At 51.3% G+C, this 17,871-nt stretch carries 15 protein-coding genes and 3 tRNA genes; 13 read left to right on the top strand and 5 right to left on the bottom strand.

The features are described 5' to 3' along the window. Positions 1-26: 26 nt before the first annotated feature. Complete coding sequence (locus K1Y77_RS11930) at positions 27-944, bottom strand: DMT family transporter (protein WP_030073340.1); 918 nt, start codon at positions 942-944, stop codon at positions 27-29. A gap of 192 nt (positions 945-1,136) precedes the next feature. Between K1Y77_RS11930 and K1Y77_RS11925 the strand changes: the two genes are divergently transcribed. From K1Y77_RS11925 to K1Y77_RS11905, 5 genes are all read left to right on the top strand, one after another. Next, positions 1,137-3,158 (top strand): NADPH-dependent 2,4-dienoyl-CoA reductase, encoded by a 2,022-nt coding sequence (locus K1Y77_RS11925; protein ID WP_264428671.1) that lies wholly within the window; start codon positions 1,137-1,139, stop codon positions 3,156-3,158. 171 nt (positions 3,159-3,329) lie between these two features. Further along, positions 3,330-4,373, top strand: coding sequence for a threonine aldolase family protein (locus tag K1Y77_RS11920; protein WP_264428669.1), 1,044 nt, complete (start codon positions 3,330-3,332; stop codon positions 4,371-4,373). Between the two features lie 282 nt (positions 4,374-4,655). Next, positions 4,656-6,578 carry a PrkA family serine protein kinase gene (locus tag K1Y77_RS11915; RefSeq protein WP_030073335.1) on the top strand — a complete coding sequence of 641 codons (1,923 nt, stop codon included), beginning with the start codon at positions 4,656-4,658 and terminating at the stop codon, positions 6,576-6,578. A gap of 19 nt (positions 6,579-6,597) precedes the next feature. Beyond that, the gene (locus K1Y77_RS11910) at positions 6,598-7,887 is read left to right on the top strand and encodes a YeaH/YhbH family protein (protein WP_264428667.1); all 1,290 of its coding nucleotides are present in this window, start codon (positions 6,598-6,600) and stop codon (positions 7,885-7,887) included. Positions 7,888-7,907: 20 nt separating this feature from the next. Continuing rightward, entirely contained in the window at positions 7,908-9,476 is a 1,569-nt protein-coding gene (locus tag K1Y77_RS11905; RefSeq protein WP_030073332.1) for a SpoVR family protein, read from the top strand. A gap of 132 nt (positions 9,477-9,608) precedes the next feature. On the opposite strand, the gene K1Y77_RS11900 is transcribed toward K1Y77_RS11905, so the two are convergent. Beyond that, positions 9,609-9,923: a high-potential iron-sulfur protein gene (locus K1Y77_RS11900; protein ID WP_030073330.1), complete on the bottom strand. Its 315-nt coding sequence runs from the start codon at positions 9,921-9,923 to the stop codon at positions 9,609-9,611. 258 nt (positions 9,924-10,181) lie between these two features. Between K1Y77_RS11900 and K1Y77_RS11895 the strand changes: the two genes are divergently transcribed. Together K1Y77_RS11895 and K1Y77_RS11890 are read left to right on the top strand one after the other, a co-directional pair. Beyond that, the gene (locus K1Y77_RS11895) at positions 10,182-10,457 is read left to right on the top strand and encodes an Lrp/AsnC family transcriptional regulator (RefSeq protein ID WP_030073328.1); all 276 of its coding nucleotides are present in this window, start codon (positions 10,182-10,184) and stop codon (positions 10,455-10,457) included. Positions 10,458-10,524: 67 nt separating this feature from the next. Then, complete coding sequence (locus K1Y77_RS11890; protein WP_030073326.1) at positions 10,525-11,388, top strand: DNA/RNA non-specific endonuclease; 864 nt, start codon at positions 10,525-10,527, stop codon at positions 11,386-11,388. 227 nt (positions 11,389-11,615) lie between these two features. Here K1Y77_RS11890 and K1Y77_RS11885 read toward each other — a convergent pair. The 3 genes from K1Y77_RS11885 to K1Y77_RS11875 all read right to left on the bottom strand — a co-directional run bounded on the left by K1Y77_RS11885 (position 11,616) and on the right by K1Y77_RS11875 (position 12,027). Next, positions 11,616-11,702: transfer RNA gene (locus K1Y77_RS11885), tRNA-Leu, on the bottom strand. 54 nt (positions 11,703-11,756) lie between these two features. Next, positions 11,757-11,843, bottom strand: a tRNA-Leu gene (locus tag K1Y77_RS11880). Between the two features lie 97 nt (positions 11,844-11,940). Continuing rightward, a tRNA-Leu gene (locus K1Y77_RS11875) sits at positions 11,941-12,027 on the bottom strand. A gap of 246 nt (positions 12,028-12,273) precedes the next feature. Here K1Y77_RS11875 and rnr point away from each other — a divergent pair. From rnr to rplI, 6 genes are all read left to right on the top strand, one after another. Next, positions 12,274-14,676, top strand: a complete 2,403-nt coding sequence (gene rnr, locus K1Y77_RS11870; protein WP_264428663.1) for a ribonuclease R — start codon at positions 12,274-12,276, stop codon at positions 14,674-14,676. A 2-nt stretch (positions 14,677-14,678) separates the two neighbouring features. Further along, a complete protein-coding gene (rlmB, locus tag K1Y77_RS11865) occupies positions 14,679-15,476 on the top strand; it encodes a 23S rRNA (guanosine(2251)-2'-O)-methyltransferase RlmB (protein WP_030073322.1) in 798 nt (265 codons plus the stop codon). A 212-nt stretch (positions 15,477-15,688) separates the two neighbouring features. Further along, on the top strand, positions 15,689-16,069 hold the full coding sequence (rpsF, locus tag K1Y77_RS11860; protein WP_030073320.1) for a 30S ribosomal protein S6: 381 nt from the start codon (positions 15,689-15,691) through the stop codon (positions 16,067-16,069). A 33-nt stretch (positions 16,070-16,102) separates the two neighbouring features. Next, complete coding sequence (gene rpsR / locus K1Y77_RS11855) at positions 16,103-16,330, top strand: 30S ribosomal protein S18 (protein ID WP_009097135.1); 228 nt, start codon at positions 16,103-16,105, stop codon at positions 16,328-16,330. A 12-nt stretch (positions 16,331-16,342) separates the two neighbouring features. After that, complete coding sequence (locus tag K1Y77_RS11850; protein WP_030073317.1) at positions 16,343-17,194, top strand: hypothetical protein; 852 nt, start codon at positions 16,343-16,345, stop codon at positions 17,192-17,194. A gap of 15 nt (positions 17,195-17,209) precedes the next feature. Next, positions 17,210-17,656: a 50S ribosomal protein L9 gene (rplI, locus tag K1Y77_RS11845; protein ID WP_030073316.1), complete on the top strand. Its 447-nt coding sequence runs from the start codon at positions 17,210-17,212 to the stop codon at positions 17,654-17,656. Positions 17,657-17,871 lie beyond the last annotated feature (215 nt).

Raw genomic sequence — 17,871 nt, 5'->3', positions numbered from 1 at the left:
CCGTCGAATGAAGTTAGCCTATTGTATCATTGCTGAGCATTGCTCGTTTTATCCGCAGCGACCGCACGCACCAGTGGTCGAGTCAGCGTTTGTGCCATGATGACGCCTGCAAGAATGAGCAGCCCTCCCATAAAGTGGAACCCTGCGACCTGCTCGCCTAAAAATGCCATAGCAATCACAGCACTAAAAAGCGGCATCAAGTTGATAAAAATACTCGACTGGTTCGCACCTATTTGACGCACCGCGCGCATCCATAAAAATGTAGTGATAACGGAAGCGGGAATGCCTGCATAAAGAATCAACCAGACGTTATGGCTGTCTACTGGCGTCATTGGGCCCATTAAATAAGGGGGAAGCAGAAATAGCACCGCAAAGCAGACTTGAGCATAAAGCATCACCCAAGGGGGGAGTTTCATCGCCCAGCGCTTCAACATAACGCCATAGAGTGCGTAACAGGTGGCCGCCACGACCATTAAGGCATCACCAAACGCTACTTGCAGCTGTAACAGTGATAAAGGATTGCCACGGCCAAGCAGTACGGTAACGCCAATAAATGCTAACACCCCACCGAAAACACCACCAAGCGTGGGCGGTTCGCGCAAAATCAGCGCACTTAACAGAACCGTTAGTAGGGGCACCATGGCCGCTAAAATGCCCATATTGGTGGCAGTGGTCGTTTCTGCTGCTACATACGCTAAACCTTGCCAAAGCCCCATGCCAAGTAGCCCCAGCAGCGCTAATTTTGGCCAGTTGCGGTAGATTTCATCGCGGTGGCGTATCACCGCAGGGAGTACAAACGGCGTCATCACGGCCAAGGCTAGCAGCCAGCGTAAAAAGGCGATACTGCTAGGCGCAATAGCACCCACTGTTAACTGGTTAATCGTCATGTTGCCTGACCAAATCAATACGGTGGCCAGGGGCGGTAAAAAGTAAATCAATGGCATAGCACGTTCCCTTATCGTTAGCAGGGTAATGTGACGTGCTTTCCCGCAGGGGGCAAGTGCTTTGCCATAATGAGCGCTAGTTTCGCAAGACGGCAAAAGAGGGACAGATTAAGCAGGGTAAAGGGCTGTACGTTGCGGGGCGTATGTCATACGCTTGTTTGAATGCTATTAACAAAATGAAGGAGCACCGTGATGAACCAAACGCCCGCTTACCCGCATCTGTTTCAACCGCTGACTATTGGCCACTTAACGCTACCTAATCGTGTATTGATGGGGTCAATGCACACTAATTTAGAAGAGGCACCCAACGGCTTTGAGCGCTTAGCGGCCTTTTATGCTGAGCGTGCCCGTGCGGGCGTTAGCCTGATTGTAACGGGCGGTATTGCTCCTAATGCTGAAGGTGCTGTGTTTCAAGGGGCCAATGCGCTTACCGATGAGTCTCAACTGGCTGAGCATAAGGGCGTTGTTGATGCTGTTCATGAGGCGGGCGGGCATTTATGTATGCAGATTCTCCATGCAGGACGCTATGCGTATTCGCCAGAACTAGTCGCCCCTTCTGCATTGCAGGCACCAATTAATCCGTTTATGCCTCGGGCGCTTTCAAGCGATGAGGTTGAACAGCAAATTGCTGACTATTTGCGCTGTGCGCAGCTTGCACAGCAGGCGGGCTATGACGGTGTTGAGGTCATGGGTTCTGAAGGTTATTTGATTAACCAGTTTATTTGTCGCCGTACCAATCAGCGCGATGATGCGTGGGGCGGTGATTTTGAGCGGCGGACCCGTTTTCCGATTGAAATTGTAAAACGTATTCGTGCGGCAGTGGGCGAGCGCTTTTTGATAATCTTCCGCCTATCGATGATTGATTTAGTGGAAGAGGGCAGCAACTGGGAAGAAGTGGTGCAGCTTGGGCAAGCCATTGAAGCAGCGGGTGCGAATGTGATCAATACCGGTATTGGTTGGCACGAGGCCCGAGTGCCCACCATTGTGACCAGCGTACCTCGTGCCGCTTTTACCGAGGTCACCAAGCGTATTAAAGCCGCACTCTCCATCCCGCTGATCACTACCAACCGTATCAATATGCCTGAAGTTGCCGAGCGCGTGTTGGCAGAGGGACATGCAGATATGGTGTCGATGGCGCGTCCGTTTCTGGCGGACCCTGAATGGGTGCGTAAAGCCGAAGCAGGTCTTGCAGACGAAATTAATACCTGTATTGCCTGCAACCAAGCCTGCCTAGACCACACCTTTATGGGCAAGCTTACCTCGTGCTTGGTCAACCCAAGGGCGTGCCATGAAACCGAGTTCAGCCTAACACCAGTTCATACGCCTAAGCGGGTAGCCGTGGTTGGCGGTGGCCCAGCAGGGCTAGCTACCGCCGTGGCAGCGGCCAGCCGAGGCCACGATGTGGTGCTGTTTGAGCGCCGTAGCGAGCTGGGTGGGCAGTTTAACTACGCCCGTAAAATTCCCGGTAAAGAGGAGTTTAATGAAACCCTACGTTACTTCCGCGTCATGCTAAAAAAACATGCGGTGGACGTTCGCCTCAATACGGCAGCAACGCCCGAAAAATTGGCCGAGTTTGATGAGGTGGTGATTGCCACCGGTGTTATTCCCCGTGAACTGACGCTACCAGGGGCCAACCATGCCAGTGTGCTTAGCTACGCCGAGGCTATTGAGCACCCTGAGCGTGTCGGCCAGCGCGTGGCGGTGATTGGGGCTGGTGGTATTGGCTTTGATGTTTCTGAGCTGCTCGCTCATGAAGGTCACCCCGCAATGGATTTGGCGGCCTGGTGTGATGAATGGGGTGTCGACTTAGCAATGAGTGAGCGAGGAGGTTTAAAGTCACCGATGCCTCCTGTGTCACCTCGTGACATTGTAATGCTTCAACGTAAAAGCTCTAAGCCAGGTAAAAACCTGGGTAAAACCTCGGGCTGGGTGCATCGGGCCTCACTAAAGCAGCGCGGGGTTAAAACCTTAACTGGCTGTGAATATGTGAAAATTGACGATGCAGGTCTGCATATCCGCCGTGAGGGTGAAGAGCAAGTGCTAGCGGTGGACACTATTGTGGTATGTGCAGGCCAAGAGTCGGTACGTGAGTTAATTGAGCCATTGAACCAAACCGGTGGGCGTGTGCATGTGATTGGTGGCGCTGATGAAGCCGCAGAGTTAGATGCAAAACGGGCCATCGATCAGGGCACTCGTCTTGCTGCTGTCCTATAGCTAAATGACATGGCCTAGCAATATTGCTAGGCGAGCCGAGCAGGTGACGTAAACGTTGAAATAGCGATAGACTGGTGGATCAACATAGCTGTAGATCACAGCTAACCATTTATAAGGTGCGGGTGGCACCCAGCTCGCGCCGCAAGACCGTCAGATAAAAGGACTATCGCCATGACCTCGGAGTGTACCCCACGATTTTTAGCCAGTGACAACACCTCAGGTATTTGCCCAGAGGCGATGGAATACCTGTTGGAAGCTAACCAAGCTGATGATCTCGCCTATGGTAATGACCGTTGGACCGCCCGCGCAGCTGACCGTTTTCGTGAGATGTTCGACTTCGATTGCGACGTTTTTTTTGTGTTCAATGGCACCGCAGCAAATTCACTGGCACTTTCCGCGATGGGGCGCAGCTACCACAGCGTTATTTGTCATGAATTGGCCCATATTGAAACCGATGAGTGTGGTGGCCCTGAGTTCTTTTCAAATGGCGCAAAATTACTAACCTCTCCTGGGGCTAACGGCAAGTTAACGCCACAGGGCATCGAAGCGTTGGTGACCAAGCGCAGTGACATTCACTACCCCAAGCCCAAAGTGGTGTCGCTTACTCAGGCCACGGAAGTGGGCACGGTGTATTCCCGGGAGGAGCTGCTGGCAATACGCGCGATGGCAGACAAGCACGATTTACGCCTGCATATGGACGGTGCGCGGTTTGCTAATGCCTGTGCCGGTCTTAAGGCTAGCCCTGCCGAGCTGACTTGGCAGGTGGGGGTTGATGTGCTGTGTTTCTCGGGTACCAAGAACGGTTTAGCGTTTGGCGAAGCTATTTTGTTTTTCAATCGTGACTTAGCAGAAGACTTTTCGTACCGCTGCAAGCAAGCAGGTCAGCTGGCTTCCAAAATGCGTTATGTTTCTGCCCCTTGGCTGGGGCTGTTGGAAAGTGGCGCATGGTTAACTAACGCTGAACATGCCAATGACATGGCGCGATATTTATCAGAAGGGCTACAGGCATTGCCAGGTGTTTCGTTGATGTTTCCTACTCAGGCCAATAGCGTTTTCGTTGAATTGCCACCCCATTCCATCGAAGCGTTGAAAGCTAAAGGGTGGACCTTCTATACCTTTATAGGCGCCGGTGGGGCGCGTTTTGTGTGTGCCTGGAACACGACCGTTGAATTATTAGATCAATTATTGGCAGACGTGAAATCTGTGCTGGAGTGATCAATAGTGCCGATAAACAGTGCCGATACTACGACTGCGCCGCCCTCTGGGCGGCGCAGCTGCTTCTACCCGTACCTACGCTTCGTGTGTTGTTAAGTATGGGTTTCAACGCAACTAACCCTCTCCTGTGATGCTCAAACTGTTGATCAATATGCGTTGAAGGTTTAGTCATCACATTTTGCTAATGCTGACTACGCTGATAGAGCGACACCTCGTTTTGCACGCCGCTTCGATGTTTGGGCTTGGCGGTAGCTGCTTGGGGATGGACCATAGGAGAGTTCCATGAGCATCTTTGATCACGTTCAAGACCGATTTGCCCGCGTTCAACAAGAAGACATGAGCCTTGAAGAGTATTTGGCGCTTTGTCGTCGAGATCCTAAGGTATATGCCAGCGCTGCCGAGCGTATGTTGGAAGCTATTGGTGAACCTGAAGTGATCGACACGGCGAAAGATCCGCGTCTATCACGTATATTTTCAAACAAGGTTATTCGCCGCTATCCAGCGTTTGCTGAATTTCACGGCATGGAAGAAGCCATTGAGCAAATCGTGTCGTATTTCCGTCATGCGGCTCAGGGGTTGGAAGAGCGTAAGCAGATTCTTTATTTGCTGGGTCCAGTGGGTGGCGGTAAGTCGTCGCTGGCTGAGCGCTTGAAGCTGTTGATGGAGCGTATCCCGTTTTATGCCATTAAAGACTCGCCGGTATATGAGTCACCGTTAGGGCTGTTTTCTCCAGAAGAAGACGGTGAACTGCTAGAGCAAGAGTACGGCATTCCCCAGCGCTATTTGCGCAGCGTGATGTCGCCCTGGGCGGCCAAGCGTTTAAAAGAAGCAGGGGGCGATATTTCCCAGTTTCGGGTGGTGCGTCTTTATCCTTCGCGATTAAATCAAATTGCTATTTCTAAAACCGAACCGGGCGATGAAAATAACCAGGATATCTCGTCGTTGGTAGGTAAGGTTGATATCCGCCAACTAGAACTTTACTCACAAGATGACCCCGATGCCTATAGCTTCTCGGGCGGGCTCTGTCGCGCGAACCAGGGGCTGATGGAGTTTGTTGAGATGTTTAAAGCGCCGATCAAGGTGCTGCATCCACTGCTTACCGCTACTCAAGAGGGTAACTACAACCCCACCGAAGGCATGGGGGCAATTCCTTTTGACGGTGTGATCTTAGCCCACTCTAACGAATCGGAATGGCAGGCGTTTCGTAATAACCGTAACAATGAGGCGTTTCTGGATCGCGTCTATATCGTTAAGGTGCCTTACTGCCTGCGTGTTTCTGAAGAGATCAAGATTTACCAAAAACTGCTGGAAGACTCCTCGCTTAACGCCGCCCCCTGCGCGCCTGATACGCTGCGTATGCTGGCGCAGTTTTCGGTGCTTTCGCGTCTGAAAGTGCCCGAAAACTCAAGCATCTACTCTAAGATGCGCGTATACGACGGTGAAAACCTAAAAGATACCGACCCACGTGCGAAATCTATTCAGGAATACCGCGACGCGGCCGGTGTGGATGAAGGTATGCAGGGCTTATCTACCCGCTTCGCGTTCAAGATACTGTCTAAGGTATTTAACTTCGATGGTAATGAGGTCGCCGCTAACCCTGTGCATCTGCTGTATGTGTTAGAGCAAGCGTTAGAGCGTGAACAACTGCCTTCTGAGGTGTTTGAACGCTATATCGGCTTTATTAAAGAGTTTCTGGCACCGCGCTACGTCGATTTCATTGGTAAGGAAATTCAAACTGCGTACCTGGAATCTTATAGCGAGTATGGGCAGAACATCTTCGACCGCTATGTCACTTATGCTGACTTTTGGATTCAAGATCAAGAGTACCGCGACCCCGAAACGGGCGAATTGTTGAACCGTCAATCGCTGAACGATGAGCTAGAGAAAATCGAGAAACCGGCAGGTATTTCCAACCCGAAAGACTTCCGCCATGAAGTGGTTAACTTTGTACTGCGGGCACGTGCACAAAATAACGGCATGAATCCTAGCTGGCAGTCTTATGAAAAACTCAAAGGTGTGATCGAGCACAAAATGTTCGCCAATACTGAAGAGTTGCTGCCGGTTATTTCGTTTAATGCTAAGGCGTCAAAGTCGGATCAGAAGAAGCATGAGGATTTTGTAGCGCGCATGGTGGACCGTGGCTATACCGAAAAACAGGTTCGGCTGCTTTCCGAGTGGTATCTACGCGTGCGCAAGTCCCAGTAGCGGATAATCGGGAGGTCGTATGACCTACTTTATTGATCGAAGGCCAAACGCTAAGCATAAAAGCGCGGTCAATCGGCAGCGCTTTTTGGAACGTTATCGAAAGCATATTAAGCGTTCAGTCGAGGAGGCGGTTAACCGCCGCTCGATTACTGATATGGAGCGAGGTGAAAAGGTCTCTATTCCGACCAAGGATATTTCTGAACCCGTCTTTCAGCATGGTCCGGGCGGTGCGCGGCATATCGTATCGCCGGGAAACAAAGAGTTTTTAGAGGGAGATAAAATTCGCCGCCCTGGCGGTCAGGGCGGTGGAGACGGGGCGGGGGAAGGGGGGGCATCTAATCAAGGCGAAGGGAACGACGAATTTGCGTTTACGCTTAGCCGTGAAGAGTTTTTAGAATTTGTGTTTGATGGTCTTGAGTTGCCACACCTTCAACGCAAGCCATTAAAATCGCTTGAAGAAATAAAGATGGTGCGAGCGGGCTTAGCTCGCGATGGAGTGCCATCAAGAATTAGCATCACCCGGTCAATGCGCGAAGCCTACGCGCGGCGTATTGCGATGCGCGCCCCCATCAAGCGAGCGTTAAAAGCCGCGCAAGAGGCGCTTGCTGCCGAAGAGCGCAAAGATTCTGTGCTACGCAATCCCGCACGAATTGCTGAGCTAAAGGCAGAAGTAGAGCGGTTGGAAAAGCGTATTGAAGCGGTGCCATTTATTGATACCTATGATCTACGCTATCACCAGCTGGCAGCGCAGCCACAGCCTTCCAGCCAAGCGGTAATGTTTTGTGTGATGGACGTTTCCGGCTCCATGACGCAAAACCATAAAGATATCGCTAAACGGTTTTTCCTACTGCTCTACCTTTTTTTGGAGAAGTATTACGAAAAAGTAGAGCTGGTGTTTGTGCGCCATCATACGGCGGCACGGGAGGTGAACGAGGAGGAGTTTTTCTACTCCCGCGAAACCGGCGGAACCATTGTTTCTAGTGCGCTTACGTTAGTCAATAACATCATTGAAAAGCGCTATCCTGCAGGGCAGTGGAATCTTTATGTTGCCCAGGCATCAGACGGCGACAACTGGGATGATGATTCGAATATTTGCCGAGATATGTTGGTGAAAAAACTTATGCCCCAGTTGCAGTATTACGCTTACGTAGAGATTACCCCTCATGAGCATCAATCGCTTTGGCATGAGTATGAAATTGTAGCTGAGCAGTTCGCGGAGCGGTTTGCAATGCGTCAAATTGTTGATGCTGGGGATATTTACCCTGTTTTCCGTGAGCTGTTTAAGCGTCGGTTGAGTCAAGAGCAGTAACGCGAACCGAGGAGTACGCCATGAGTGTAGCCCGTCAGCCAATAGCGACCGGTTCCGACTGGAACTTTAGTGTCTTGGAACGTTTTGATGAAGAGCTCGCTAGGCTCGCCGATGAGTACCGCCTAGATACTTATCCAAATCAGATAGAGGTGATAACTACTGAGCAGATGATGGATGCCTACGCGAGTGTAGGCATGCCGGTGGGCTATCATCACTGGTCGTTTGGTAAGCAGTTTTTGGCCGTTGAGCAGGCCTATAAGCGCGGTCAAATGGGTCTTGCCTATGAGTTAGTGATTAATTCCAACCCATGTATTGCGTACCTGATGGAAGAGAACACCTTGATGATGCAGGTGTTGGTGATTGCCCATGCCTGCTACGGGCATAACTCTTTCTTTAAAGGTAATTATTTGTTTCGTACCTGGACCGACGCCGACTCTATCGTCGATTATCTCGTCTTTGCGCGTAAGTATATTGCCCAGTGCGAAGAGCGCCATGGCGTTCATGCAGTAGAGCAATTGCTAGATGCTTGTCATGCGCTGCAAAATTACGGGGTAGACCGCTATAAACGACCTTCACCGATTTCTGCAGAAGAGGAGGTGAGGCGTCAAGAAGAGCGCGAAGCCTATCTGCAAACCCAGGTAAATATGTTGTGGCGAACGATTCCCGAGGCACCCAGTGGCGTTGCACCATTGCCTGGCAGTTTGGCTAGTGACGATGACCCGCTTGGCTTGCATCATGGAGGCTGTTACCCCTCTGAGCCCCAGGAAAACCTGCTTTATTTTATTGAGAAAAACGCGCCGTTGCTGGCACCCTGGCAACGTGAAATTGTGCGGATTGTTCGCAAGCTAGCGCAGTACTTTTATCCTCAGCGGCAAACCCAAGTAATGAACGAAGGCTGGGCCTGTTTTTGGCACTATACGTTAATGAATAGGCTGTATGACGAAGGAAAAGTCGATGAAGGCTTGATGTTGGAGTTTTTGCAGTCCCATGCAGCGGTGATCAATCAGCCAAGCTTTGATAGCCCGCACTACAGTGGCCTTAACCCCTACGCCTTGGGCTTTGCCATCTTTATGGATATTAAGCGGATTTGTGAAGCACCAACGGATGAAGATCGTGAATGGTTTCCTGATATTGCAGGCAGCCAATGGCGGGATACCGTCGAGTTTGCCATGCGCAACTTTAAAGATGAGTCATTTATCCAGCAGTTTTTATCTCCCAAAGTAATGCGTGATTTGAAGCTATTTTTAATAGTGGATGATGATCAAGAGGAAACGCTGGAAGTCGCAGCAATTCATAATGAGCGCGGTTATCGCCGTGTACGTGAGGCGCTGTCGACCCAGTACGCTTTGTCGGTGCGTGAGCCGAATATACAAGTCGTTGAGGCGGCTATTCGAGGTGATCGGTCGCTGACCTTACACCATGTGCAAGATAGCCGTCGGCCCCTTGGTCGCAGTGTTTATCCAGTGATTCGCCATTTGCAGCAGTTATGGGGCTTTCCAGTGCATTTGGTTTCAATGGAAGAGGGGCGAGTAACGCGTCGTTACCAATGGCCTATTGGAGAAGAGGGTAACGAGAAAGAGGTGGGATAGGTAATGCCAAGTATCGTTATGAGCCCTTGTTTGTGCTTGTTCAACTAACTCGGCCCTACAGTGACTGCAGGGCCGAGTAATTTCACTGGCGGTTTTAATAACCGTTAGTGAGAGTAGCAACAGCGAATAGTATTACGCTTGTGCTGTCCAGGATTGACACCAGCCGTCAGGTTCAACGCTATTTTGCGGGAATAGCTGGCAGCCTTCATTGTCTGCATTAAAGAACATGCAGTTTGAGCACAGTTCACCTTCTTCATAGGCGGGGTGATCGCTCGCATCACTAGCTACTTCAACGTAGTTAAGTGCCTGAGCAGTTGGACTAGAAGGATCAAGGCGCGGTAACTCTTGGGCAAAAGCAGTCTTTGATAGAATGCCAGCACCAAACGGTAGGGCGGCGAGGCCCATTACGCTGTTACGCATGAACTTACGACGGCTTTGATTAGCCATGGTGTCTCCTTATCGTCACGGTCTGACGGTTCGCTAATATTATCGGGTGGTTAACCACCTCTTGATTCTCCGACAAGACTTATATAATCGAAGATATCTAACACATGCTAGCGCATGCTCAAAATTAGTGCGAATAACCTTATGATAAGCGCGACAATTGACCACGCCACTGGGCAATGCTTGGCCCTAGCAAGCAGCCTGTTATACTCGCCTCAAGCTGCAAGTTAGATGATTATCAACGCTGTCTATGGGGGAACTATGCAAAACGCTGTGATTTTAATTAATACCGAGAAAGGCCAAGTAAAAGCAGTCGCGGAGCGCCTGGCTGATGTCGAGGGCATTAGTGAAGTGTATTCGACCTGTGGCCGCTATGATTTGGTCGCGATTGCCCGTACACCTGATTTTGAGAGCCTCGCTGAACTCGTCACGGAGCGTCTAAATGCTGTTGAGGGTATCAGCGATACCGAAACATTGAATGCGATGCAGGTACACTCTCGTCACGATCTAGAAACAATGTTTTCGCTAGGTTGGTAGTCAGTTAGCCATCTTACGTAACACATAAAAAAGTAGGGCGTAGAATCTACATTAGGGAGTAAGTCTGTTGGGGAAATCTCTTTCGCGCTGGCGTCGTCAGGGAAAACGCCTTGGTATCGCTGTGCTGTTTGTCGTTGTGGGGGCGGGGCTTTGGGAGTTTCAGGAGCGTCAGCATAAGGACGACTATACATGGATGGGGGTGCCCACCTGGGATGGATTTCATCCAACCACTTTTCATCGTGTGCTGAGAAACGATGGCTTTTTAGCAGGGTGGTCAGATGTGCGAGCCAATGCTTTGTGGGTCAGCTATCAAGTTGAAGCGGTAGCTGATGACACGCGTATTGGTTCACGACCTAATTTTAAAGCTGACTGGCGCACATTATGGCCAATTGGTACCGACAGTTATGCGGGCAGTGGTTATGATCGTGGGCATTTGGCACCTAACTATGCAATTGCAGCGGTACATGGCCGCAGTGCCCAGGTTGATACCTTTTTGATGAGTAATATGACGCCTCAGCGGCCTAATTTAAATCGCCAGCTTTGGCAGCGTCTAGAAGAGTCGGTAATGGATCACTTTGCGCCACGCTTTGATCGTTTGCAGGTGATTACTGGCCCGATTTTTCCAGAGCGTTTTATGGATAATGTGTTTAATCGGGTGGGTTTCGTAGAAGTGCCGGAAGCGTTTTACAAAATTATCGTTGTACCGGATGAAGAGGCAACGTTGGCACTAGCTTTTATCATGCCGCAAGACGTTCGTGGTAATGAACCGTTAGACGATTATCTGGTGACTATTGATGAGATCGAGTCGCGCACAGGGTTGAATTTTTTCCCTGATTTGTCGGCAGAGCGTGAGGCGGTAGTGGAAGGCCAGTTACGAACCCAAGGCTGGGCGTTAGAAGAGGTCGCGCGACGTCCTGGGCGTTTTCAATAATGCAAAATACCGATTGAGCGAATATATTCGCTCAATCGGTTATTTTAGGTGATTTTCTAAGCACTGTTGTCTAAGTGCAGTGCCCTAGCAGGAAAGAGTTTTAAGCAAAACAACTTAAACAAAAAATAAGATAATGAAAGCCTAGAAAAGGAAGTATTGCGAGCAAACAGCTGAAGGTGGGAATGATAGGTTTTTAACTGGAACTGATGGGATCAAGACTATTGAGATGGTGCCCAGAAGAGGACTTGAACCTCCACGTCCATACGGACACTAGCACCTGAAGCTAGCGCGTCTACCAATTCCGCCATCTGGGCATATCATGTTTGCTATTTTTACTGCTGTTTTTCGTACCGCTGTTTGCATTCGTATGGTGCCCAGGAGAGGACTTGAACCTCCACGTCCATACAGACACTAGCACCTGAAGCTAGCGCGTCTACCAATTCCGCCACCTGGGCGAACACAAACTTTTTGCTAACACTTTTTTTAATACTACTTCTGATGCTTGCCGCTGCACCGTTTTACATCATGAAAAGGGGGTAACACGATATAAGATGGTGCCCAGAAGAGGACTTGAACCTCCACGTCCATACGGACACTAGCACCTGAAGCTAGCGCGTCTACCAATTCCGCCATCTGGGCAAGTGGCGCGTATGATACCGAGGCCACGCTTAAATGCAAGGCCCGGCAACTGTTTTTTATCGTTAAAAACGTACAATTGCCGTGCTAGGTGGTTGGGTGATTGAACAGGCAGCGCTATAATGTAGCTATGATCAAACAAAACATGACGTTTTTCAGTCAATCAATGGCTGAATCCCCCCGCTCGCAGCGCACTGTGCCTGCGCCCATTAGCTGCCTCCCGCAAACGCAATCAAGGATGTTGATCGCATGAAGTACTGGACGTTAAGTGATGATCCGCACGCCGAGCGCGAGGCGCAAAAGTATGACAATCCTGCGCCCAGCCGCGAGTATTTATTAGCTGCCCTGGAAACGTACGGCAAGCCGATAACCCACGAAAATATGAGCCGTATGCTCGGCATTGAAGATGAAGATCATCTTGAAGCGGTTCGCCGGCGCATGGCCGCCATGGAGCGCGATGGTCAGGTGCTGCGCGACCGGCGTGGTGCCTATGCCTTGATTGATAAGCTGGATCTGATTAAAGGCAAAGTGCTAGGCCACCGAGATGGCTTTGGTTTTCTGTTGCGCGACGATGGGAAAAAACCGGATTTAGTGCTGCCACCACGCCAGATGCGCCGTGTTTTCCACGGGGATTATGTGCTGGCGCGAGTGAGTGGACGTGACCGCCGCGGCCGTGATGAGGCGACCATCGCTGATGTGATTGCGCGAAATACCCAAACGATTGTGGGGGTATACCGTAGCAATTCACCTGAGTTTGGCGTGCTAATTCCTGAGAATCCTCGTATTACCCAGGAAGTTATTATTCCTCATACCGCAAGCGCTGGTGCAAAAGATGGCCAGGTGATTTCTGCGAAAATCGTTCAGCAGCCAGCTACGCGTGTTCAGCCGGTAGGCGAAGTTATCGAAGTGCTGGGTGAGCGGATGGACCCTGGCATGGAAATAGATATCGCGATTCGTAGTTACGATATCCCCGCTGAGTTTCCGCCAGAAGTGCTTGACCAAACTAGCGGTATTTCAGCAGAAGTATTAGAGGAAGATAAGCAACACCGTGTCGATCTGCGTGAGCTTCCGTTGGTTACCATTGACGATGAGTCTGCCAAAGATTTTGACGATGCGGTGTGTGCTTGGAAGACCAAGTCGGGTAGTTGGAAGCTGCTGGTTGCGATTGCCGATGTGTCGCACTACGTGCGTCCTGGTACCGCGCTTGATGACGAGGCACGTACGCGGGGGAATTCGGTGTACTTCCCCGGCCAAGTGGTGCCGATGTTGCCGGAGTTGCTTTCAAACGGTTTGTGTTCGTTAAACCCCCAAGTGGATCGTGTGGTGATGGTTTGTGAGATGAACATCTCCAAAACCGGCGCAATTAGTCGCTACTCGTTCTATGAAGCGGTAATGAATTCCCACGCCCGCCTGACCTATAACAAGGTGGCGGCCATTCTCGATAGCGAGAGTGACGAAGGCGAAGCGCTGCGTAATGAGTACAAAGGGCTGGTAAAGCCACTGCAAAATCTGCACGAGCTTTACGGCCTGCTGCGTAGTGCGCGCGAAGAGCGCGGTGCGATTGATTTCGATACCACTGAAACGGCGATTATCTTTAATGATGAGCGCAAGATTGAAAAAATTGTGCCTCGCACCCGTAACGATGCTCACAAGCTGATCGAAGAGTGCATGCTGGCAGCTAACGTGGCTACCGCGCGTTTCTTAGATAAACATGATCTGCCAGCCCTGTACCGGATTCACGAGCGGCCAACCCCAGAGCGCCTTGATAAGCTGCGCCTGTTCTTAAGTGAGCTAGGTCTTTCCGTGGGCGGTGGCGATATGCCAACGCCTCAGGACTATCAAGCGTTACGCGAGGCGATTATTGATCGCCCAGATGCTGACATTATCCAAACCGTCATGCTGCGCTCGATGAATCAAGCGGTTTATTCGCCGCAGAACGAGGGGCACTTTGGCTTGGCTTACCAGGCCTACGCGCACTTCACGTCACCCATTCGCCGTTATCCTGACCTGTTGGTGCACCGCGCTATCCGCTCGGTTATTCGTGGGCCTCGCCAAACCAATACGGTGGTTCGGGTTGAAGGCGCACCTGTCGATCCGCCGAGCAAGTGGTGCCCTTACACCTTTGAGCAAATGCTTGAGCTGGGTGAGCACTGCTCGATGACCGAGCGGCGGGCTGATGAAGCAACCCGTGATGTTGAAAGCTGGCTCAAGTGTGAGTTCATGTCTGACAAGCTGGGTGAAACCTTCGATGGCACTATTGCCTCGGTAACCCAGTTTGGCCTGTTTGTACGCCTTGATGACTTCTATGTTGAAGGGTTGGTGCATGTCACTTCGCTGCCCTCCGACTACTATCACTATGAGGCGGAAAAGCATCGTCTTAAAGGCGAACGTACAGGTACAACGTACCGCCTGGGCGACGGGCTGACGGTTCAGGTTGCGCGGGTAGACATGGATGATCGTAAGATCGACTTTGGCCTTGCCGATGACAAGCCTAGACCGCGTCGTCAGCCACGTAAGCGTCGTGGTGGAGAAGGCGGGGCTGGTAAAGAAGGTGGGGCTGACAAAGCAGCATCCACCGATAAGCAGCCGACACGTCGCGGTCCAAGACGCACGCGTAATGGCCCGCGTAAACCATCACCGAATAAGGGTTGAGCATGAAATCGTCGTCGTCTCGACGTGGCTCGCGTCCAGCGGTACGTACACCAGATGGGTTAGATCAAGTGTATGGCGTTCACGCCCTTGAAAGCCTGCTGGAGCGGGGTGAAACGCCCCGTGAGCTGTGGGTGCAGCAGGGCTCTGGTAACCGCCTGAAAGAGTTGGTTGCTAATGCTCAGTCCCGTGGTGCGCATGTTAAAGAGCAGTCGCGTGACCTGTTGGATCAGCTTACGCAGGGCGCTGCTCATCAGGGCGTTGTAGCTTTTTGCCCCCCGCTGGTTCCCGAAGGGGAAGAGTCGCTATGGCTGAAGCTGCGTGCATGGCAGGCTTCTGCACCGCCGTTATTGTTAGTGCTGGATGGTGTTACCGATGTGCATAATTTCGGTGCGTGTCTTCGCAGTGCTGATGCAGCGGGTGCTCATGGAGTGATCGTAGCGAAGGATAAAGCTGCACCGCTGAACGCGACGGTGCGCAAAGTAGCGTGCGGTGCTGCTGAAGTGGTGCCTGTGTATCAGGTCACTAACCTGGCTCGTACGCTTGCCAAGCTTAAAGATGCCGGTGTGTGGATTACTGGCACGGCGGGTGAAGCTGACGCAAGTGTGTTTGAGATTGATATGACTGGCCCAACGGCATTAGTGATGGGAGCTGAAGGGAAGGGTATGCGTCGGCTAACTAGAGAAGCTTGCGACAACTTGGCAAAGCTGCCTATGGCGGGTCAAGTCTCCAGTTTGAACGTCTCGGTGGCGACGGGTATTTGTTTGTTTGAAGCTGTTCGTCAGCGGCAGCTTGCAAGTTAGTCCCTGTCCCACTAAAATGCTTGCGCCCGTTTATCCTTAAGCGGGTGCTCGTATTAGTTAATAGTGAATACGAAAAACAGTTCTGCTTGATGCCCCAGACAACATCGTTCGCGGTGAGTGACGGGCACTTCAGTTAACTCCTTGCTTCCCTGTCGTTGCTGAGACATTTGTCTCAATGCACATCGGAAGCTGTCAAACCGCAAGGAGATTCCATGCGTCATTACGAAATCGTGTTTATGGTCCACCCGGATCAGAGCGAGCAAGTGCCGGCTATGGTCGAGCGCTACACCAGCATCGTTACCGAAAACGGTGGCACTGTGCATCGCTTGGAAGATTGGGGCCGTCGTCACCTGGCTTACCCGATTAACAAGATCCACAAAGCCCACTACGTGCTGATGAACGTCGAGTGCACCGGTGAGACTCTCGAAGAAATCGAGAACATCTTCCGTTTCAACGACGCTATCATTCGCAGCTTGGTTGTTCGCTGTAAAGAAGCGATCACTGAAGCTTCACCGATGATGAAGCCGGCAGAAGAGAAGCGTCCGCGTCGCGAAGATAGGCCGCGCGCTGAAGAAGCTGAAGAAACTGCCTGATTTTATCCACTGCACGTTTTAAGGAGCTAGTCCATGGCACGTTTTTTCCGTCGCCGTAAGTTTTGCCGCTTCACCGCTGAAGGCGTCAAGCAGATCGACTATAAAGATCTCGACACGTTGAAGGCTTATATCACCGAAACCGGCAAGATCGTTCCGAGCCGTATTACCGGTACCAAAGCACGCTATCAGCGTCAGCTGGCGACTGCTATCAAGCGTTCGCGCTACCTGGCACTGCTGCCCTACTCCGATAGCCATCAGTAAGCGTTTAACGTGATGCTGGCACTGGCAAGATGGCTCATGCAGAGCACGCCTTATGCCATTGGCGGGGCAGCATTAGCGACGCTAGTGCCTTGGCTGTTCTGGTTAGGGGCAGCCATTGCTGCGTTAGTTACTTTGCGAAAAGGCTTCGCGCCTGCACTGCCGGTAATTATCGCTGCAGCACTACCTGCAGGTTTTTGGTGGTCTCAAGGTGACGTCATTCCACTTGCTAGCGTACTGCTAGTAACCCTGATGGCGGTTATCTTGCGTGAGAGGATGCGCTGGAGTGAAGCATTAATCGTTGGCACATTAGCGGCAGCGGTAATGGTTCAGCTCGGCATCTTTAGCCCGCCAGGTGGAACACAGCTGATGCTGGAGCAGCTGCGAGAAAGCTCGACTGAGATTGATCGCATGCTGACAGAGTTTGCTAACCAAGGTATTGATGCGCCGACACTCGCCGCTATGGTGATTGGTGGAGTAACCGGCTTAGTAGTACTGTTAGCCGCTATTGCGTGTTTAGCCCTAGCGCGAAGCTGGCAGGCTGGGCTTTATAACCCAGGCGGCTTCCGTGAAGAGTTTCACGCGTTGCGCCTATCCCCTAAAGAGCTCGCTGTTTTAATCGTGCTTGGTGTAGTGGGTATGGTGCTAGGCGCGCACGCTCTGGCAATGCTTGGATGGATTCCTCTGCTGGTCGCTGGTATTGCGTTAGTGCATGGGTTTATTGGAATAAAGGGGATGAACGGGCTGTGGCTGGTGGCATTTTATGTGCTGCTGATCACGACCTGGCCCACGATTCTCATTGTGCTGCTGTTGGGGCTGATTGATACATTCGCGAACGTTCGCGCACGCCTTGCCCGCAGCAACTGACAAGAGGTTTACGAGATGGAAGTCATTCTGCTCGACAATATTGGTAAGCTGGGCGGCCTGGGTGACAAAGTCACTGTAAAGCCCGGTTATGGTCGTAATTATTTGGTACCTTACGGCTTAGCCGTACCGGCCACCAAAGAGAACGTTGAAGCATTTAAAGCCCAGCGTGCTGAGCTTGAAGCCCAAGCCGCCGAGCGTAAAGCAGAAGCTGAAGCGCGTGCTGAGCAGCTTAACGACATCGAACTGTCGTTGGTTTCTAAAGCAGGTGATGAAGGCAAGCTGTTCGGTTCTATTGGTCCTCGTGACCTGGCCGATGCGATTTCCTCTGCTGGCATCGATGTTGCCAAGAGCGAAGTACGCATGCCGCAAGGTCCGATTCGCCAGACTGGCGAGTACGACATTGCACTACACCTGCATGCAGATGTAGATGCGGTTGTTCGCGTGGTTGTTGTCGCAGAGTAAACGCTCTCGCCAACGCTGACGCCTCAAAGGGCGCGGGACTTCCCGCGCCCTTTGTTTTTTGAAGTAGGTTTTTTGAAGTAGGTTTTTTGAAGTAGGTTTTTTTAAAACAAATTTTTAAAACAGTTGTGACTCGTCGTTAAGGAGCAACGACTGAGTATGTTTACTTCTAGGCGCTGGTCAAAAGTATGTGCGCTGTTTTTGGTGCGTTTTTTTGA

The organism is Halomonas qaidamensis (genome assembly GCF_025917315.1).
GTDB classification, from domain to species: Bacteria; Pseudomonadota; Gammaproteobacteria; order Pseudomonadales; family Halomonadaceae; genus Vreelandella; species Vreelandella qaidamensis.
The sequence above is the reverse complement of the archived record's forward strand: the minus strand, read 5'-3'. Positions and strand labels throughout refer to the sequence as shown.